This is a genomic window from Neisseria meningitidis, assembly GCF_022869645.1.
In the GTDB taxonomy this organism is placed as follows: domain Bacteria; phylum Pseudomonadota; class Gammaproteobacteria; order Burkholderiales; family Neisseriaceae; genus Neisseria; species Neisseria meningitidis.
On record NZ_CP064367.1, the window covers coordinates 1145136 to 1163564 of the forward strand.

The 18429-nt window shown below is 54.3% G+C and carries 17 protein-coding genes and 3 tRNA genes; 7 read left to right on the plus strand and 13 right to left on the minus strand.

From position 1 onward, the window contains the following. Positions 1–47 precede the first annotated feature (47 nt). The 5 genes from cytX (at position 48) to IUJ45_RS05850 (ending at position 4624) form a co-directional block, all read left to right on the plus strand. The gene (cytX, locus tag IUJ45_RS05830; protein ID WP_002247194.1) at positions 48–1271 is read left to right on the plus strand and encodes a putative hydroxymethylpyrimidine transporter CytX; all 1224 of its coding nucleotides are present in this window, start codon (positions 48–50) and stop codon (positions 1269–1271) included. Continuing rightward, positions 1268–2368 carry an FAD-dependent oxidoreductase gene (locus tag IUJ45_RS05835; RefSeq protein WP_002246516.1) on the plus strand — a complete coding sequence of 367 codons (1101 nt, stop codon included), beginning with the start codon at positions 1268–1270 and terminating at the stop codon, positions 2366–2368. Before cytX ends, IUJ45_RS05835 begins: the two co-directional genes overlap by 4 nt. A gap of 20 nt (positions 2369–2388) precedes the next feature. Beyond that, a complete protein-coding gene (thiE, locus tag IUJ45_RS05840; RefSeq protein WP_002246517.1) occupies positions 2389–3006 on the plus strand; it encodes a thiamine phosphate synthase in 618 nt (205 codons plus the stop codon). 421 nt (positions 3007–3427) lie between these two features. Beyond that, entirely contained in the window at positions 3428–3622 is a 195-nt protein-coding gene (thiS, locus tag IUJ45_RS05845; protein WP_002218199.1) for a sulfur carrier protein ThiS, read from the plus strand. Between the two features lie 213 nt (positions 3623–3835). After that, entirely contained in the window at positions 3836–4624 is a 789-nt protein-coding gene (locus IUJ45_RS05850) for a thiazole synthase (protein ID WP_002246519.1), read from the plus strand. Between the two features lie 762 nt (positions 4625–5386). Here the strand turns inward: IUJ45_RS05850 and IUJ45_RS05855 are convergent. The 6 genes from IUJ45_RS05855 to IUJ45_RS05880 form a co-directional block, all read right to left on the minus strand. Then, the gene (locus IUJ45_RS05855) at positions 5387–6211 is read right to left on the minus strand and encodes an SPOR domain-containing protein (protein ID WP_002223188.1); all 825 of its coding nucleotides are present in this window, start codon (positions 6209–6211) and stop codon (positions 5387–5389) included. A gap of 112 nt (positions 6212–6323) precedes the next feature. Continuing rightward, complete coding sequence (locus IUJ45_RS05860) at positions 6324–8102, minus strand: bifunctional biotin--[acetyl-CoA-carboxylase] ligase/type III pantothenate kinase (protein WP_002246520.1); 1779 nt, start codon at positions 8100–8102, stop codon at positions 6324–6326. Then, complete coding sequence (locus IUJ45_RS05865; RefSeq protein WP_002224176.1) at positions 8099–8605, minus strand: adenylyltransferase/cytidyltransferase family protein; 507 nt, start codon at positions 8603–8605, stop codon at positions 8099–8101. The genes IUJ45_RS05860 and IUJ45_RS05865 overlap by 4 nt, the downstream gene beginning before the upstream one ends. A 210-nt stretch (positions 8606–8815) precedes the next feature. Beyond that, a tRNA-His gene (locus IUJ45_RS05870) sits at positions 8816–8891 on the minus strand. 27 nt (positions 8892–8918) lie between these two features. Then, positions 8919–8995, minus strand: a tRNA-Arg gene (locus tag IUJ45_RS05875). Between the two features lie 24 nt (positions 8996–9019). Next, positions 9020–9097 (minus strand) — tRNA-Pro (locus IUJ45_RS05880). Positions 9098–9319: 222 nt separating this feature from the next. Here IUJ45_RS05880 and folD point away from each other — a divergent pair. Then, positions 9320–10174 carry a bifunctional methylenetetrahydrofolate dehydrogenase/methenyltetrahydrofolate cyclohydrolase FolD gene (gene folD, locus IUJ45_RS05885; RefSeq protein WP_002227750.1) on the plus strand — a complete coding sequence of 285 codons (855 nt, stop codon included), beginning with the start codon at positions 9320–9322 and terminating at the stop codon, positions 10172–10174. Positions 10175–10235: 61 nt separating this feature from the next. On the opposite strand, the gene IUJ45_RS05890 is transcribed toward folD, so the two are convergent. After that, positions 10236–10817: an RDD family protein gene (locus IUJ45_RS05890; RefSeq protein WP_002215045.1), complete on the minus strand. Its 582-nt coding sequence runs from the start codon at positions 10815–10817 to the stop codon at positions 10236–10238. Positions 10818–10992: 175 nt separating this feature from the next. Here IUJ45_RS05890 and asd point away from each other — a divergent pair, with 175 nt between their 5' ends. Further along, positions 10993–12108, plus strand: a complete 1116-nt coding sequence (asd, locus tag IUJ45_RS05895; RefSeq protein ID WP_002246521.1) for an aspartate-semialdehyde dehydrogenase — start codon at positions 10993–10995, stop codon at positions 12106–12108. A 92-nt stretch (positions 12109–12200) separates the two neighbouring features. On the opposite strand, the gene IUJ45_RS05900 is transcribed toward asd, so the two are convergent. From IUJ45_RS05900 to obgE, 6 genes are all read right to left on the minus strand, one after another. Then, the gene (locus IUJ45_RS05900) at positions 12201–12731 is read right to left on the minus strand and encodes an alpha/beta hydrolase (protein ID WP_002230062.1); all 531 of its coding nucleotides are present in this window, start codon (positions 12729–12731) and stop codon (positions 12201–12203) included. Positions 12732–12740: 9 nt separating this feature from the next. Beyond that, positions 12741–13085, minus strand: a complete 345-nt coding sequence (locus IUJ45_RS05905) for a hypothetical protein (RefSeq protein ID WP_002233242.1) — start codon at positions 13083–13085, stop codon at positions 12741–12743. Next, positions 13072–13851 carry an exodeoxyribonuclease III gene (locus tag IUJ45_RS05910; protein ID WP_002225717.1) on the minus strand — a complete coding sequence of 260 codons (780 nt, stop codon included), beginning with the start codon at positions 13849–13851 and terminating at the stop codon, positions 13072–13074. Before IUJ45_RS05910 ends, IUJ45_RS05905 begins: the two co-directional genes overlap by 14 nt. Positions 13852–13933: 82 nt before the next feature. Next, complete coding sequence (cysS, locus tag IUJ45_RS05915; RefSeq protein WP_002247140.1) at positions 13934–15355, minus strand: cysteine--tRNA ligase; 1422 nt, start codon at positions 15353–15355, stop codon at positions 13934–13936. 687 nt (positions 15356–16042) lie between these two features. Next, a complete protein-coding gene (locus IUJ45_RS05920; protein WP_002215055.1) occupies positions 16043–17092 on the minus strand; it encodes an AAA family ATPase in 1050 nt (349 codons plus the stop codon). 82 nt (positions 17093–17174) lie between these two features. Next, positions 17175–18329, minus strand: a complete 1155-nt coding sequence (obgE, locus tag IUJ45_RS05925; RefSeq protein WP_002247098.1) for a GTPase ObgE — start codon at positions 18327–18329, stop codon at positions 17175–17177. Positions 18330–18429: the final 100 nt, after the last annotated feature.

Genomic DNA, 18429 nt, shown 5'->3' on the forward strand with positions numbered 1-18429 from the left:
TTTTCCGCACTTCCCCGCCCACCTTCCTTCTTTTTAAAGGACGTCATATGTCGGGCAATGCCTCCTCTCCTTCATCTTCCGCCGCCATCGGGCTGATTTGGTTCGGCGCGGCGGTATCGATTGCCGAAATCAGCACGGGTACACTGCTTGCGCCTTTGGGCTGGCAGCGCGGTCTGGCGGCTCTGCTTTTGGGTCATGCCGTCGGCGGCGCGCTGTTTTTTGCGGCGGCGTATATCGGCGCACTGACCGGACGCAGCTCGATGGAAAGCGTGCGCCTGTCGTTCGGCAAACGCGGTTCAGTGCTGTTTTCCGTGGCGAATATGCTGCAACTGGCCGGCTGGACGGCGGTGATGATTTACGCCGGCGCAACGGTCAGCTCCGCTTTGGGCAAAGTGTTGTGGGACGGCGAATCTTTTGTCTGGTGGGCATTGGCAAACGGCGCGCTGATTGTGCTGTGGCTGGTTTTCGGCGCACGCAAAACAGGCGGGCTGAAAACCGTTTCGATGCTGCTGATGCTGTTGGCGGTTCTGTGGCTGAGTGCCGAAGTCTTTTCCACGGCAGGCAGCACCGCCGCACAGGTTTCAGACGGCATGAGTTTCGGAACGGCAGTCGAGCTGTCCGCCGTGATGCCGCTTTCTTGGCTGCCGCTGGCCGCCGACTACACGCGCCACGCGCGCCGCCCGTTTGCGGCAACCCTGACGGCAACGCTCGCCTACACGCTGACCGGCTGCTGGATGTATGCCTTGGGTTTGGCAGCGGCGTTGTTCACCGGAGAAACCGACGTGGCAAAAATCCTGCTGGGCGCAGGTTTGGGTGCGGCAGGCATTTTGGCGGTCGTCCTGTCGACCGTTACCACCACTTTTCTCGATGCCTACTCCGCCGGCGTAAGTGCCAACAATATTTCCGCCAAACTTTCGGAAACACCCATCGCCGTTGCCGTCGCCGTTGTCGGCACACTGCTTGCCGTCCTCCTGCCCGTTACCGAATATGAAAACTTCCTGCTGCTTATCGGCTCGGTATTTGCGCCGATGGCGGCGGTTTTGATTGCCGACTTTTTCGTCTTGAAACGGCGTGAGGAGATTGAAGGCTTTGACTTTGCCGGACTGGTTCTGTGGCTTGCGGGCTTCATCCTCTACCGCTTCCTGCTCTCGTCCGGCTGGGAAAGCAGCATCGGTCTGACCGCCCCCGTAATGTCTGCCGTTGCCATTGCCACCGTATCGGTACGCCTTTTCTTTAAAAAAACCCAATCTTTACAAAGGAACCCGTCATGACCCGTATCGCCATCCTCGGCGGCGGCCTCTCGGGAAGGCTGACCGCACTGCAGCTTGCAGAACAAGGTTATCAGATTGCACTTTTCGATAAAGGCTGCCGCCGGGGCGAACACGCCGCCGCCTATGTTGCCGCCGCCATGCTCGCGCCTGCGGCGGAAGCGGTCGAAGCCACGCCTGAAGTGGTCAGGCTGGGCAGGCAGAGCATCCCGCTTTGGCGCGGCATCCGATGCCGTCTGAAAACGCCTGCCATGATGCAGGAAAACGGCAGCCTGATTGTGTGGCACGGGCAGGACAAACCTTTATCCAACGAGTTCGTCCGCCATCTCAAACGCGGCGGCGTAGCGGATGACGAAATCGTCCGTTGGCGCGCCGACGACATCGCCGAACGCGAACCGCAACTCGGCGGACGTTTTTCAGACGGCATCTACCTGCCGACCGAAGGCCAGCTCGACGGGCGGCAAATATTGTCTGCACTTGCCGACGCTTTGGACGAACTGAACGTCCCCTGCCATTGGGAACACGAATGTGCCCCCGAAGACTTGCAAGCCCAATACGACTGGCTGATCGACTGCCGCGGCTACGGCGCAAAAACCGCGTGGAACCAATCCCCCGAGCACACCAGCACCCTGCGCGGCATACGCGGCGAAGTGGCGCGGGTTTACACACCCGAAATCACGCTCAACCGCCCCGTGCGCCTGCTACACCCGCGCTATCCGCTCTACATCGCCCCGAAAGAAAACCACGTCTTCGTCATCGGCGCGACCCAAATCGAAAGCGAAAGCCAAGCACCTGCCAGCGTGCGTTCCGGGCTGGAACTCTTATCCGCACTCTATGCCGTCCACCCCGCCTTCGGCGAAGCCGACATCCTCGAAATCGCCACCGGCCTGCGCCCCACGCTCAATCACCACAACCCCGAAATCCGTTACAACCGCGCCCGACGCCTGATTGAAATCAACGGCCTTTTCCGCCACGGTTTCATGATCTCCCCCGCCGTAACCGCCGCCGCCGTCAGATTGGCAGTGGCACTGTTTGACGGAAAAGACGCGCCCGAACGCGATGAAGAAAGCGGTTTGGCGTATATCCGAAGACAAGATTAAAGCCGTCTGAAAGGAACCCCATGACCTTCCTGCCACTCAAATCCCCGCTCAAATTCTACGCCGTCGTCCCCACCGCCGATTGGGTCGAGCGCATGGTCGAAGCAGGTGCCGACACGGTGCAACTGCGCTGCAAGGCCCTGCACGGCGATGAATTGAAACGCGAAATCGCCCGCTGTGTCGCCGCCTGTCAGGGCAGCCATACGCAGCTTTTCATCAATGACCACTGGCGCGAGGCAATCGAAGCAGGCGCGTACGGCGTGCATCTCGGACAAGAAGACATGGACACCGCCGACCTTGCCGCCATCGCCGCCGCCGGTTTGCGCTTGGGTTTGAGTACGCACTCCGTTGCCGAACTCGACCGCGCCCTGTCCGTACACCCTAGCTACATCGCCAGCGGCGCGATTTTCCCGACCACGACCAAGCAAATGCCCACCGCCCCGCAAGGCTTGGACAAACTGCGCGAATACGTCAAACAGGCAGGCGGCACGCCCGTCGTCGCCATTGGCGGCATCGATTTGAACAACGCCCGAGCCGTACTCGCCACCGGCGTTTCCTCACTCGCCGCCGTCCGCGCCGTAACCAAAGCGGCAAATCCCGAAGCGGTGGTTAAAGCGTTTCAGGCTTTGTGGGATGGATAAAACCGAAAGAAGAAAATTCAATTGCCGTGTAGGCAAAACTTAGCCCGTTATCGCAAACATACTTAACTTTAAATGTGGCATATCATCAAATTCCGTCATTTCCGCGCAAGCGGGAATCCGCCTTAAAACTTGAGAAACCATCATTTGAAAAACAGTTTCCGAATTTCAAAAATGGATTCCCGCCTGCGCGGGAATGACGGCAACCGGCCGGTTGCGTATCAAAAAATAAAGTAATTCGGCTAGATATAGTGGATTAACAAAAATCAGGACAAGGAGACGAAGCCGCAGACAGTACAAATAGTACGGAACCGATTCACTTGGTGCTTCAGCACCTTAGAGAATCGTTCTCTTTGAGCTAAGGCGAGGCAACGCCGTACTGGTTTTTGTTAATCCACTATAAATACAGAAACATCGAGAAACCATGAACATCATCTTAAACGGCGGACCCGCCGAACTTCACGGCACAAGCGTTGCCGACCTCATCGCCCAAACCGCGCCGCAAAAGCCCTTTGCCGTGGCGGTCAACACCGTTTTCGTCCCCAAAGGCGCGTATGCGGAAACGGTTTTAAACGAAAACGACAAAATCGATATCGTGCGGCCGGTGGTCGGCGGCTAGGCGGTTTTGCCTTTTCAGACGACCCCTGTCCCCAAAACAACGTTATGGTGGATTAACTTTAAATCAGGACAAGGCGACGAAGCCGCAGACAGTACAAATAGTACGGAACCGATTCACTTAGTGCTTCAGCACCTTAGAGAATCGTTTTCTTTGAGCTAAGACGAGGCAACGCCGTACTGGTTTTTGTTAATCCACTATACAAAGGAACCCATTATGCTCACCCTGTACAGCGAAACTTTCCCTTCGCGGCTGCTGCTCGGCACAGCCGCCTACCCGACCCCTGAAATCCTCAAACAATCCGTCCGAACCGCCCGGCCCGCGATGATTACCGTCTCGCTGCGCCGCGCGGGATGCGGCGGCGAGGCGCACGGTCAGGGGTTTTGGTCGCTGCTTCAAGAAACCGGCGTTCCCGTCCTGCCGAACACGGCAGGCTGCCAAAGCGTGCAGGAAGCGGTAACGACGGCGCAAATGGCGCGCGAAGTGTTTGAAACCGATTGGATTAAACTCGAACTCATCGGCGACGACGACACCTTGCAGCCGGATGTGTTCCAACTTGTCGAAGCGGCGGAAATCCTGATTAAAGACGGCTTCAAAGTGCTGCCTTATTGCACCGAAGACCTGATTGCCTGCCGCCGCCTGCTCGACGCGGGCTGTCAGGCGTTGATGCCGTGGGCGGCCCCGATCGGCACGGGTTTGGGCGCGGTTCACGCCTACGCGTTGAACGTCCTGCGCGAACGCCTGCCCGACACGCCGCTGATTATCGACGCGGGCTTGGGTTTGCCCTCACAGGCGGCACAAGTGATGGAATGGGGCTTTGACGGCGTGCTTTTGAATACTGCCGTTTCCCGCAGCGGCGATCCGGTCAATATGGCACGCGCCTTCGCACTCGCCGTCGAATCCGGACGGCTGGCATTTGAAGCCGGACCGGTCGAAGCACGCGACAAAGCGCAAGCCAGCACGCCGACAGTCGGACAACCGTTTTGGCATTCGGCGGAATATTGAAAAAGGCAGCAAAAATGCCGTCTGAAGGCTTCAGACGGCATCGCGGTCCAAAACGGCGGCAGCCTGAAACGGACAAACCGCCATTCCCCGGCATCACGGCTTTGTCGGTAAAAATGGAAAAACCGGCCGGAAAACCTTGCCGCCCGTCCCGATGCCGCAACCAACGAAACACTCGGCCTCCACGGTGTGCAGGCTGCCGCACAAGCCCTAAATACGGCAATAGAAGAAGCGTTTTGTTGTTGTTTGAATACACTTAAAAATACCTAAAGCCGTCCGTAAGCCTTCATCCGCAACGGTTTTACCGCTTTCGCATCCCCGAATCCACGCTCAAACACCCCCGAATGACAACCCTGTCCGCGCCAAATCGGACGGATGTTCAAACACGGGCAACCTTATTTCCGTCAGGCACGAAGCCCTCAGCTATGCCTGCCGACCCCGATTTGTCCGACACAATGAAAGTTTGCCGACCCGAATCACAAACATCGGCGGACAGGTTAATTTGTTTATTTTTCATCGTATTACAAAAAATCTGCATTTATTTTTAAATTTTTATTGATAATTATTATTATTAGCGTATAATCAAAACCACTCGGAAGCCGTCCGTTCCGAACCATTAAACACCATATTTCCCCATCATCACTTTCACACTTGGAGTCGGCATATACGAGACATACATTCCCTTTTTATATATCAGATACTCAAAACCGAAACGCCAAACCCACCTTCGCGGTGGGTTTGGCGTTTATCGTCCGGCTTTCGCGCCTATTTGCAAGACTTGAGGTTCAGTTTGCCGTATAGGGACGTGATTTTACGGATTTCGTCCGCATCGGCGGCATTCACGCCGGTAAACAAAACCGTCATACGCGACACGCTCAAAGAATCGTCCTGCCTGTCGGCTTCGGCAAAGTGTTCGACAATATACGCCCCGCCGAATCCGGCGCCGGCAAGCCGGTTTTGCAGGGCTTGGGCGTTTTCCCGGCTGTTGCCGACACCCAAACTCAATGCGCCGTCAAACGGTATGGGGTTGAAACCTTTGGCAGACAGCTCCGCCGCCTGATTTTCGGCATCGGCGGAAACGGGCAGGACGACGCGGTAGGTTTTGTCGGCAGGTTTGGCTTTGGCGGTGCGTTTTTCGACGCTCCTGCTGGCAACGTGCGACCATTTGCCCAAAAGTCCTTTGATGCGGTGGTAGTCATCTTCGTCCATCGTGAGGCTTGCCTGCGCGGCGCATAAGGCATCCGCCGCGCCGTTTTCGCGTTCCGCCTGCGCCTTTTCTGCGGCGAGTTTTTCGCGGCGGGCTTTTTCTTCACGCTGTTTTTTCTCCCTCAGTTTTTTCTGTTCCGCTTCCTTTTTCAAGCGCAACTGCTCGGCCTGCTCTTCGGTCAGGATGTCGCCCGGTTTGAGCAGTGCCGCCGTATCCTCCACGGATGCCGCCGCATTGTCGGCGGCGGGCGTTGCGGGGGGCGTGTTTTCGACGGCCCGGTTTTCCGGCACGCCGCCCGTCGCTTTAACGGCCAATTTATAGCCCACCGTGCCGCCGAATACGGCAATATTGAGTACCGCCAAAAGGGTGAAGAGCCATTTCATTAGAATTTCCTCAATGTTTGAAACCCCGCCCGCCTGGGCGGCAGTCTGTCGGGCGGCAGAATCCGGACGGATTCGGACGGATGCCGCCCCGTGTTGAAAAAGGGTGTATTTTTTAAGTATGTTCCGATTCCCCGCCTTCGGCGGCAATCAGGTTCAGCAGCCCGTGAATGACGAGGTTGTCCGCCACGCGCACGGTATTTTCCGCCAAAAATGCAGGCGGCAGGGCTTCGGCAACTTTTGCCGCGCCGCCGCCGGTAATGATGACATCGACAGGCTTGCCCGCCCCGGTTTTTTCTTTCAAACGCCCGTGCATCATCATAACCGAGCCGCAAACCGCATCCATCATGCCGCTGGCGACGGCATTGCCCGTTGTGGTCGGGAAAGGATAACGCTTACCGGCGTGCCGGTTGAGGTTGGCGGTTCGGACGGCGAGCGATTCTTTCATCAGGTGGAAACCGGGCATGATGGTTCCCCCGAGATAATGTCCGTCATCGGTGAGCGCGTCAACCGTTACCGCCGTGCCGCAACTGACGACGACGCAGGCGTTGCGGCTGAAGCGGCGGCTGCCCAAGGCGTTGAACCAGCGGTCGGAACCGTGTTCTTCGGGGTGGCGGTAGTGGTTGCGTATGCCCAAAGCCTGTGCGGAAGACGGCAGCCACTCGATTTTTCGGGCGAGCTGTTCCTGCACTTGTGCCTTTTTGAATTCTCCGCACACGGCGCAACCGACGATGCGGACATTTCCATCCACCTTTTCCGCCCACTCCGCGCCCAAAGGCGACAAATCGCGGTACGGCGCGCTACCGACGGTTGCGAACGTGCCGTTTTCCACCCACGCCCACTTGAGCCGGCTGTTGCCGCCGTCCAACAGCAGAAAACGTTCCGAATCCCGCCGCTTCGGCACGGAAACCGGCCTGTCGTCGGACCGCAGGCTGATTTCGCCGCTGACGACCGTCTGTTTGCCCTCTGCCGTTTCCAAGTGCAGAACGCCTTGTCCGTCCACGCCTTTAACCGTGCCTTCGAACACGGTTTCGCCGTCGCGCAACAGCAATACCGCCTTGCCGTGGTCGCGGTTGGCAGCCTGATATTCCGCCACAAAAGGCGCAAATCCGTCCCGCGCATATTGCAACAACACCGCATCAAGTTCCGCCAACAGCGTTTCCAGCAACACGGCGGCATCGGCATTTCCCCGCCGCGATGCCGTCTGAAACAGCGATTGCACGGAAGCGGCGTTTTCCACTTCCTTGGGCAGCACGAAATTGATGCCGATACCGACCACGGCAACCGTTTTGCCGCCCGTCCTGACCGTTTCAATCAGAATGCCGCCCAATTTGTCGCGTCCGACGACCAAATCGTTTGGCCACTTGATTTGCGTTTTCAAACCCAAACGCGACAAGGCGCGCCGGCACGCCACTGCCGCAACAGGCGACAGCGAACCCAACTCATACTGCGGCCGGTCAAACACCCAGCCAAAACTGAACATCAGACACTCGCCCAAACGGTGCGACCACTTCCGCCCCTGCCGCCCCCTGCCCTTACTTTGCAGGTGGGTCACACATATGGTTTTGTGCGCCTTGTCCGGCGCAATCCGCGCCAATTCCAGTATCTCGTCGTTGCTGGACGCGCACTCGTGCTTCAATGCCGTCTGAAAACCCGACCTTTCCCCCAGCTCGCGCAAACCTTCGGCATCGAAAACCGCCAATGGGCGCACCAGCCGCCAATAGCCGTCGTGTTGGCGCAACAGCCCGCGTATGTGCGCCGGCATCTGCTGCCAAAAACCGTTGAGCTGCTGCGGCTTCATATCCGCCATACGCGCCAGTTGCGAGACGTGTTGCGGCAAACCGTCGGCAAGCTCCGCCAACACCCGCCAGTGCGAAGGCTTCAAAACCGTCATTTTCCGCCCTCTGCCGCACGGATTTTTGCCAAAGTCTTCGTTGTCGAAGTCTGGTGCAGAAACGGAATTGAAAACACCTGACCGCCGCGCGCCAACGTTTCTGCCGCACCGACAATCTTATCCGCAGCCCAATCGCCGCCCTTGACCAAAATCTCAGGTTTGACCGCCTCAATCAACGCCGCCGGCGTATCCCCGTCAAACCACGTTACCAAATCCACACTTTCCAACGCGGCGGCAACGGCGGCACGGTTCTCCAAAGGATTAATCGGGCGGTCGCCGCCCTTGCCCAAACGCCGCACCGAAGCATCGGTATTCAACGCCAGCACCAACGCGCCCCCCATCGAACGCGCCTGCGCCAGATAAGTAACGTGCCCCCTGTGGAGGATGTCGAAACAGCCGTTGGTAAACACCAGCGGGCGCGGCAACAACGCCAAACGCGCCGCCAACGCCTCGGGCGGACAGATTTTCGATTCAAAATCAGGAACAGACCAAGCGTCAACCATCAAAGTCTCCGACAAAAACCATAAAAGACAGAAAACCTACATGATACAGAAGCATATGCGAAAGGCAAAGCCGGCGGCGCAAATGCCGTCTGAAGCGGTTTCCGTATGACCGGCCCGGCTTTCAGACGGCATACCGCCGCACCGGTACGACGGTGCGGACAGTACGTGCAAACGGAAAAAGACCCGTACCGAAAAGTACGGGCCTTTATCTGGGGTGGCTGATGGGGCTCGAACCCACGACAACCGGAATCACAATCCGGGGCTCTACCAACTGAGCTACAGCCACCATAAAAACGGTTTTCAATCAAATTCTTGGCACGCCCGACAGGAATCGAACCTGTAACCCCCGACTTAGAAGGTCGGTGCTCTATCCGGTTGAGCTACGGGCGCTCATGCCGATTCGTGCTGATTGATTGGTCGGGGCGGTGGGATTCGAACTCACGACCCTCTGCTCCCAAAGCAGATGCGCTAACCGGGCTGCGCTACGCCCCGACTTGAAGAAGCGAACTATACAACTCAGGGAAAGATGCGTCAATATTTATTTTCAAGACACCAAGATGAAAAATATAGTTTTTTGATTTGAAAAAATATTTAATCCGTCCAAACAGCCGTATTTTATTTCAGGGCAAATTTATTTTCGGCATCCTGCTGTAAAAACAAACGGAAAATGCGATAATTTTCAGCATTTTCTACCTGTTTAACAAAAGGACGGATATGTCGGCACAACTGATCAATGGTAAAGAAGTTTCGCAAAAACGCCTGCAGGCGGTTGCCGAAGCGGTGGCGCAACGCCAACAGGACAATCTGCACATGCCTTGCCTGGCCGTGGTTTTGGTCGGAGGCGACCCTGCCAGCGCGGTTTATGTCCGCAACAAGAAAACCGCCTGCCAAAAATGCGGCATCAAATCACTGTCTTACGAGCTGCCCGAATCAACATCGCAGGAAGAACTGCTGGCACTGGTCGACCGCCTGAATGCCGATTCCGAAGTGGACGGTATTCTGGTTCAGCTACCGCTGCCGAAGCACCTCGACAGCCAGGCGGTTTTGGAACGTATTTCGCCGGATAAGGACGTGGACGGCTTCCATCCTTACAATGTCGGCAGGCTGGCGGTCAAAATGCCGCTGATGCGCCCGTGTACGCCCAAGGGCGTGATGACGCTTTTGGAAGCTTACGGCATTGATCCGAAGGGGAAAAAAGCGGTCGTGGTCGGCGCGTCGAATATCGTCGGCCGCCCGCAGGCTTTGGAACTGCTGCTGGCGCGCGCAACGGTAACGGTCTGCCACAGCGCAACCGAAAATCTGACAGACGAGGTTGCCGGAGCCGATATTTTGGTGGTCGGCGTAGGCATTCCGAACTTTGTCAAAGGCGAATGGATCAAACCTGGCGCGGTCGTTATTGATGTGGGCATCAACCGTTTGGACGATGGCAGCCTGTGCGGCGACGTGGAATTTGAAACGGCAAAAGAACGGGCGGCGATGATTACGCCCGTTCCCGGCGGCGTGGGTCCGATGACGATTGCCACATTGATGGAAAACACCCTGCACGCGGCTTCACTGCACGATGCTTGAGCGGTTCTGAAGATAAAAATACCGTCTGAAAGGCTTTCAGACGGCATTTTGCCGTGTCCGTTTATTTGGGCAGCTTGACGACAACCGTATCCGCCAGTATGTCGTAAAGCGTGCGGCGGTCGCGTTTGACCATAAAGAGCAGGACAAAGTTGGCAAGGAATGCCAGCAGGTTGATGGCGTTTTCTCCGTTGTCACCTACTGCAAGACCGATAACGGCGGCAATAATGGCAACCAAAACCGACCATGCGATTTCGCGTACCAAAACCGTGCCGACAAAACCCGGATTGCGGCCGTCGGTTTTCAACACCCTGATTCTCATGATCTTCTTACCCAATGACTGCCCGTCCCGACTCATATAGTAGATTTGAACGACGGTATAAACCAAAATGCCCGCCAGTCCTACCCAAAAGGAAGTCATGCCCAAAAGCAGCCCGAATATTTCCTCACTGCCGCCAATCCTGCCTTCATTCTTGATGGCGAAAGCAATCAGTCCGGCAAACGGCACCAACAAAACCAAAAAGGTAAACAATTGGTTCAGCAGCGCGGCAAGTATCCGGTCGCCTGCGCCGGCAATTCCGACTTCAATTTCCTGCCCGTTGCGGTTGTCGGATGCCGCGTCGGTGTAGTCGTTTTTTTCTTCCATATCCGTTCCTGATAATTGTTCTTAACTGACCCCGATTCTACCGCCACGACACCGAAAACGCCAATACTTAAAGAAATCCCGATAAAGAACTTTACATTTTCCCAATACGGCGTTAAAACGCTTCCTTTACGCCATACATAATTTTATTAACGATTTTTCCTCAAGGAGCAACACAATGAAAGTAGGTTTCGTCGGCTGGCGCGGTATGGTCGGTTCGGTTTTGATGCAGCGTATGAAAGAAGAAAACGACTTCGCCCACATTCCTGAAGCGTTTTTCTTTACCACTTCCAACGTCGGCGGCGCAGCCCCTGATTTCGGTCAGGCAGCCAAAACATTGTTGGATGCCAACGATGTTGCCGAATTGGCAAAAATGGACATCATCGTTACCTGTCAGGGCGGCGATTACACCAAATCCGTCTTCCAACCCCTGCGCGACAGCGGCTGGAACGGCTACTGGGTTGACGCGGCGTCATCCCTGCGCATGAAAGACGATGCGATTATCGTCCTCGACCCGGTCAACCGCAACGTCATCGACAACGGCCTCAAAAACGGCGTGAAAAACTACATCGGCGGCAACTGTACCGTTTCCCTGATGCTGATGGCTTTGGGCGGTCTGTTCCAAAACGATTTGGTCGAATGGGCAACCAGCATGACCTACCAAGCCGCTTCCGGTGCGGGTGCGAAAAACATGCGCGAACTCATCAGCGGCATGGGCGCGATTCACGCCAAAGTAGCGGACGAGCTTGCCGATCCTTCCAGCGCGATTCTCGACATCGACCGCAAAGTGTCCGATTTCCTGCGCAGCGAAGACTATCCGAAAGCCAACTTCGGCGTACCGCTCGCCGGCAGCCTGATTCCGTGGATTGACGTGGATTTGGGCAACGGTCAATCTAAAGAAGAATGGAAAGGCGGTGTGGAAACCAACAAAATCCTCGGCCGCAGCGACAATCCGACCGTAATCGACGGCTTATGCGTACGCATCGGCTCTATGCGCTGCCACAGCCAAGCCCTCACCCTGAAGCTGAAAAAAGACCTGCCTGTTTCCGAAATCGAAGCGATTTTGGCAGGTGCAAACGACTGGGTGAAAGTCATCCCTAACGAAAAAGAAGCCAGCATACACGAGCTGACTCCTGCCAAAGTTACCGGCACACTGTCTGTTCCTGTCGGCCGTATCCGCAAACTGGAGATGGGCGGCGAATACATCAGCGCGTTCACTGTCGGCGACCAACTCTTGTGGGGGGCTGCCGAGCCGTTGCGCCGCGTGCTGCGTATCGTGTTGGGCAGCCTGTAAGCCCTGTTTGAATGGAAATGCCGTCTGAAGCCTGTTTCAGACGGCATTTTCCTTGCAACCCCAGTTAACCGAAATTCCGATAAGGCAAGCGTTCACGCCAGCAACATTTCCTGCATCAGCTTCATACCCCACTGCCAGCCGCCGAGCATACCGTTCAAACTGCCCGAATGCGGGGAAACCAACAGGCGGGCGTTCCACAAATCCGCCTGTCTTTGCGCCCAACCGTGCGGCACGCCGCCGTGTTCGGGTACAACCAATGCGGCACGGCAGGGACAGCGGACGCGTTGGAAAGCGTGTTCCGCATCGTCGGGAAAAATATCGGGACGCTGCGGTACAAGGATGATGTTGGCAATTTTCTTCCGTGTCAGGATGTCTGCCTGATACAGCCACGCCAAAAATGCGGCCGCGCCCGCACCGTGTGCGACAACGGCGACGTATTTGCCGCGTATGCGTTCAAATGCCGTCTGAAGCCCTGCCTGCCATTCCCCTATGCTTTGACCGGCCGACGCTTCGGACATCTGCACGACGGGATAACTGATCGCCCAGCGGTCTATCCACATTTCCGCTTCATCCGCATCGCGTACCAGCCACAGCGTCAAATCCTCAAGCTCGAAACTTTCCATTGTCCGCGCCTATTTGAGCAGGTCTTGCAGCGTGAACGCAATCAGCAGCGCGGCAGGCACACTCAACAGGGTGCGCACGGCGAGGCAGGCAAGAACGTTTGCCAACAGCCGCCAGCCTTTCCAACCCAAACATTTGGACGCAATCAGCAGGCAGGGCAGGCAAATCAGCAGCCACACCAACGCCCATATCGGGTTTGCCTTGGTCGGCGCAAGCCAGCCTTGCATCCGCGACAACATAAATATCGCCCACACCAACATGGGCAGGATAAACGCAGCGACGACCCATGCCGCGCCTATTCCTGTTTTTCCGTCCACATTCCAATCATATTTACCCAAAACCTTATTCGGCAGCATAGTCATACTCCACGACCAGCGGCGCATGGTCAGAAAATTTTTCATCTTTATAAACGTGTGCGGACACGGCTTTGGCAGCAAGTTCGGGCGTAACCATCTGATAATCGATGCGCCACCCGACATCTTTCGCATACGCCTGCCCTCGGTTGCTCCACCAAGTGTAGCCCGGCACATCGGGATAAAGCGTGCGCCACATATCCGTCCAACCGAGCTTGTGGATAACCTTGCCTATCCACTCGCGCTCTTCAGGCAGGAAACCTGAATTTTTCTGGTTGCCTTTCCAGTTTTTCAGGTCGATGTTTTGGTGGGCGATGTTCCAGTCGCCGCAGACGACAATGTCGCGCCCTTCGTTTTTCATCGCTTCGAGCATAGGGTAAAACGCATCAAGGAAACGGTATTTCACCTGCTGGCGTTCTTCCGCGCTGCTGCCGCTGGGCAAATAAAGCGAGATAACGCTCAACCTGCCGAAATCGCAACGCACAAACCGCCCTTCCCTGTCGAATTCTTCAATGCCCATACCGATTTGCACATTGTCGGGTTTGCGTTTGCTGTACACCGCCACGCCGCTGTAACCGCGCTTCTCGGCGCAATGCCAATGACCGTGCATCCCGTGCGGATTTTTCATATCGGCAGACAAATCAGCCTCCTGCGCTTTGAGTTCCTGCACGCAGACAATGTCCGCGCCCGATGCGGCGATGTATTCGTAAAAACCTTTTTTGTAGGCGGAGCGGATGCCGTTGACGTTGGCGGAAATGATTTTAAGCATAATAAAAATAAGTTCTCACAATAAAAATGCCGTCTGAACAAAAAAGGGCAAAATGCGGCACATTTACCCTTTTCGATGGATTTTAACCGCGCCGCCAAGTCGTGCCGCCGGCGTTGTCTTCCAAAATGATTTTGTGTTCGTTCAGAAGGTCGCGGATGCGGTCGGATTCCGCCCAGTTTTTATCGGCGCGCGCCTGTTTCCGCCGGGCGATCAAGTCTTCGATTTCTTCGTTGGAGAGACCGTCTGAAGCCGCGCCGCCTTGCAGGAACTCGGTCGGATCGCGTTGCAGCAGTCCGATGATGCCGCCCAAGGCTTTCAGGCAGCCGGCGAGCTGTGCGTCATTGGTTTTGTTCACTTCGCCTGCCAGTTCGAACAACACGGCAACCGCTTCGACCGTACCAAAATCGTCGTTCATGGCGGCGTAGAAACGGCGGGTGTAGTCGTTGACGTTTTCAGATAAGTCAAACTCAGCCGCTGGTGTGTTTTTCAATGTAGTGTACAGGCGGGTCAGCGCACCTTTTGCGTCGTCCAAATGTGCGTCGGAGTAATTCAACGGGCTGCGGTAGTGGGCGCGCAGGATGAAGAAACGCACGACTTCGGGGTCGTATTGTTTCAACACTTCGCGGATAGTGAAGAAGTTGCCCAACGATTTGGACATTTTTTCGCCGTCCACGCGGATAAAGCCGTTGTGCAACCAGTATTTGACGTGGCTGGCAATGCTTTGACCGTGGTGGGTTTGCGCGTGATGATGGCCGCAGGTATGCCCCGTCGCGCCGACGCTTTGGGCAATTTCGTTTTCGTGGTGCGGAAACTGCAAATCCGCGCCGCCGCCGTGGATGTCGAAGGTATTGCCGAACAGGTTTTCACTCATGGCGGAGCATTCAATGTGCCAACCCGGCCGGCCGTTGCCCCAAGGGCTTTCCCACGCCGGCTCGCCTGCTTTCGCCGCTTTCCACAACACAAAATCAAGCGGATCGCGTTTGAAACCGTCCACTTCCACACGTTCGCCCGCGCGCAGGTCGTCCAATGATTTGCCCGATAATTGTCCGTAAGCGGAAAACTCGCGCACGGCGTAGTAAACGTCGCCGTTTGCGGCAGGATAGGCCTTACCGTTTTGAATCAGGGTTTCAATCATGGCAATCATTTGCGGGATGTTTTCCGTTGCCTTCGGTTCGATGTCCGGACGCAACACGCCCAAAGCATCGGCATCTTCGTGCATCGCCTGAATGAAACGCGCGGTCAGTTCGCCGATAGTCTCGCCGTTTTCAGCCGCGCGGGCAATGATTTTGTCGTCGATGTCGGTGATGTTGCGCACATAAGTGAGCGGATAACCGCACTCGCGCAACCAGCGGGCAATCATGTCAAACACCACCATCACACGGGCATGGCCTAAGTGGCAATAGTCGTAAACAGTCATGCCGCAAACGTACATACGCACGTTTTTAGGGTCGATGGGGGCAAAGGGTTCTTTTTGGCGGGTAAGGGTGTTGTAGATGGTGGTCATGGGATTATGGATTAATCTTTGTTGCTCGGATGATAATTTCTGTTCTGTTCCTGTAGATACGGACCAAGGAACATTACGTAGTTGCGGATTATTAATATGGCTGATATTTGTGAAAATTGGTTCTGCATAACAGTTTGCAAAATTTTTTGTAAATTCTGATAATTTAAACTTATCTTTTAATAAGTTTGCTAAATCTGATGACGAGGGATAAAGTTTACTTCTTATACTAGGCATTTCAATATGAAGGACTATTTTTATTTCGTTACAATCTAAAGCCAAGCGAGAAAAATCTTTTTCTTCCTGTTTTTCTGCTTTAAATTTAGCAGAAACCAATCCTGCCAATGAATCTCGAATTTTTCTTGCGATTAAATATGGTAGGTCAGAAAGTTTTTCATCTATTGATTGGGCATTTGGCTCAAGCCCAAGTCGGTAATAATCTTTAATTTCGATTAGCCAAAGTGTCGACTCATGAAGGGCTATTATATCTACACCTGAGCTGCCATTATCGTCATCTACACTTTGATTTATCCCGTTCTTTCCCTTTTCATTTGTATCAATTTTATTACGTAAATTACAACTGTTCTGAAAAATTTTATAATGTTCCCATTCGTCATACTTGGTAACGTAATAATCTTCAGGAAAAGCAAAGGTTAATCTCTTTTCTGTGATTGTAGTCATAGCTTAACCTCAAATATTCAGATACCTGTCTGCCTGCATAATGTTTTCATCTAACAATATCAATGTGTTCAAATCATTAATACTGTTCCCTTGCTCCACTTTTGTTCCATCATCGGAAGCAATCAACGAGAAAAAACGTACAGGTAAATCCGTGTTATTTTCAAGCTTCAAAAGTTCCAATTCTCTCAATAAGAATAGAGAGTGTGTTGCAATAAAAACCTGAATACCCTGTTGAGATAAAGACCAAATAATACGGGCAGCCACTTTGATCAATTTAGGATTCAGATTAGCTTCCGGTTCATCCCAAAATAGATAGCCTTTATCCAGCAATGCCCCTGTTGCGATTAACCGGGCAATCATGACAAATTTCCGCAAACCCTCTGCTACCAAAGGTGCTTCAATCTTACCGCCCGTATTTGTCAGCGATAGATAAAACCTTCCTTGTTCTTCAGATACTTTTCCTCCCATCGCGTTCTCAATAGGTTCGAGCAATTCTCGAATTTTTGTTTCTCTGGGGCCTTTGGCAAGCGGGTGATTTAATTGCATACAGGTATCAAACCAAGTTTCTTCGAAAGGGATGCTTTGGTTTTGATACAAAGAAGTGAACCAAGGGCAAAGTGTAATTAATTCGCGGCTGGGTAAGAAGATAGGTGTCGGAGTATATTCATTTTCTTTCAATCCGATGCTTTGAACATTGACTTGCGATGATGAGTTACTGGAAAAATTCAGACTACTATGCGTAGTGCCGTTTTGCAGTTTTAAAACGATTTCCGTACGCCCGCGCCCCTGCAAACGTTTGCTCAACCTGCCCAAGGAATCGGGACGGAAAACATTCAGTAATTTATCGGCAAAACTTTTTTGCAATTCTGTTTTCAGTAATCTGTTTTTGGTGTTAGATGTTACTTCTAGCAGGCTGTATAAAATTTTTAACAAATGTGTTTTGCCACAACCGTTTTCGGCAACAATAACATTGAGATTTTCAGAAAATTCAAAAGTATCGTTTGGAAGAACGGTAAAGTTTGTCAACTCAAGCGACTGGATATATTGGTTAGATGACATTTTTAATCCATTTCAATCTTGCTTTAAAATTGTTTCAAACAACCTTTTGTAGAACAAATATCGTCTGAAACCCTTTCTTTTTTCACTCCGGCTTAAACACGCCCGTATCCGTTTTAGGCTGTTGCTCGGCAATCTCAACATTTGTCGCTGCCCGCTCCGCCTCCGCTTTTTCAGCTTCGATACGTTTTTTCTCGATCAGGTATTGGTTGATTTGGTGTACCAATTCCTGCGTGCCTTGGTGGGTCAGCGCGCTGATTTGGAAGAGGCGCGGGGTTTCCATGTCGAATTGGAAGCGGTCGTCTGGTTTCGGGTAGTCCCAGCCGACGGCTTCGAGGAAGGCGGCTGTTCGCGCCCGGGCTTCTTCTTCATCGAGCATGTCGAGTTTGTTCAGCACCAGCCAGCGTGGTTTGCCGTAGAGTTCTTCGTCGTATTTGCGCAATTCGTTGATGATGGCGAGGGCTTCTTCGGCGGGGTTGACGGTTTCGTCAAACGGGGCCAAATCGACGACGTGCAGCAGCAGGCCGGTACGTGATAAGTGTTTGAGGAAACGATGGCCGAGGCCTGCGCCTTCTGCCGCGCCTTCAATCAGGCCGGGGATGTCGGCCATCACGAAGCTGTGGTTTTCGTCGATGCGTACCACGCCTAAGTTTGGATGCAGGGTGGTGAAGGGGTAGTTGGCGATTTTGGGGCGTGCGGCGGATACGGCGGTAATCAGGGTGGATTTGCCGGCGTTGGGCATACCCAATAAGCCGACATCGGCGAGGACTTTGAGTTCGAGTTGCAGGGAACGGGCTTCGCCTTCTTCGCCGGGGGTGGATTGTTTCGGGGCGCGGTTGACGGACGATTTGAAGTGGATGTTGCCCAAGCCGCCTTTGCCGCCTTTGGCAAGGCAGACGCGCTGTCCGTGATAAGTGAGGTCGGCAACGTTTTCGCCGGTGTCGAGGTCGCGGATAAGGGTGCCGACGGGCATTTTGAGGACGATGTCGTCCGCACCTGCGCCGTAACGGTCGGAACCGTGGCCTTTTTCGCCGTTTTTGGCTTGGTAGCGTTTGACGAAGCGGTATTCGACGAGGGTGTTGGTGTTTTCGTCGGCTTCTGCCCAAACGCTGCCGCCTTTGCCGCCGTCGCCGCCGTCCGGGCCGCCGCGCGGTACGAATTTTTCGCGGCGGAAACTGGTTGCGCCATTACCGCCTTTGCCTGCGGCGACTTCGATTTTTGCTTCGTCGATGAATTTCATTCAATGCTCTTGTTTGTTGGTTTCAAATGGGGGTTCAGACGGCATGGCGTGTGTTTTGATGCCGTCCGAACAGAATTTCGGACGCTATTATAAGGGATAA

Coding starts and splice junctions, on each gene's coding strand:
- IUJ45_RS05850 (WP_002246519.1), top strand. CDS start 3,836: ATGCTCACCCTGTACAGCGAAACTTTCCCTTCGCGGCTGCTGCTCGGC.
- IUJ45_RS05835 (WP_002246516.1), top strand. CDS start 1,268: ATGACCCGTATCGCCATCCTCGGCGGCGGCCTCTCGGGAAGGCTGACC.
- IUJ45_RS05860 (WP_002246520.1), bottom strand. CDS start 8,102: ATGACGGTTTTGAAGCCTTCGCACTGGCGGGTGTTGGCGGAGCTTGCC.
- IUJ45_RS05865 (WP_002224176.1), bottom strand. CDS start 8,605: ATGGTTGACGCTTGGTCTGTTCCTGATTTTGAATCGAAAATCTGTCCG.
- IUJ45_RS05910 (WP_002225717.1), bottom strand. CDS start 13,851: ATGCTTAAAATCATTTCCGCCAACGTCAACGGCATCCGCTCCGCCTAC.
- folD (WP_002227750.1), top strand. CDS start 9,320: ATGTCGGCACAACTGATCAATGGTAAAGAAGTTTCGCAAAAACGCCTG.
- obgE (WP_002247098.1), bottom strand. CDS start 18,329: ATGAAATTCATCGACGAAGCAAAAATCGAAGTCGCCGCAGGCAAAGGC.
- IUJ45_RS05920 (WP_002215055.1), bottom strand. CDS start 17,092: ATGTCATCTAACCAATATATCCAGTCGCTTGAGTTGACAAACTTTACC.
- cysS (WP_002247140.1), bottom strand. CDS start 15,355: ATGACCACCATCTACAACACCCTTACCCGCCAAAAAGAACCCTTTGCC.
- asd (WP_002246521.1), top strand. CDS start 10,993: ATGAAAGTAGGTTTCGTCGGCTGGCGCGGTATGGTCGGTTCGGTTTTG.
- cytX (WP_002247194.1), top strand. CDS start 48: ATGTCGGGCAATGCCTCCTCTCCTTCATCTTCCGCCGCCATCGGGCTG.
- IUJ45_RS05855 (WP_002223188.1), bottom strand. CDS start 6,211: ATGAAATGGCTCTTCACCCTTTTGGCGGTACTCAATATTGCCGTATTC.
- IUJ45_RS05905 (WP_002233242.1), bottom strand. CDS start 13,085: ATGCTGCCGAATAAGGTTTTGGGTAAATATGATTGGAATGTGGACGGA.
- IUJ45_RS05890 (WP_002215045.1), bottom strand. CDS start 10,817: ATGGAAGAAAAAAACGACTACACCGACGCGGCATCCGACAACCGCAAC.
- IUJ45_RS05900 (WP_002230062.1), bottom strand. CDS start 12,731: ATGGAAAGTTTCGAGCTTGAGGATTTGACGCTGTGGCTGGTACGCGAT.
- thiE (WP_002246517.1), top strand. CDS start 2,389: ATGACCTTCCTGCCACTCAAATCCCCGCTCAAATTCTACGCCGTCGTC.
- thiS (WP_002218199.1), top strand. CDS start 3,428: ATGAACATCATCTTAAACGGCGGACCCGCCGAACTTCACGGCACAAGC.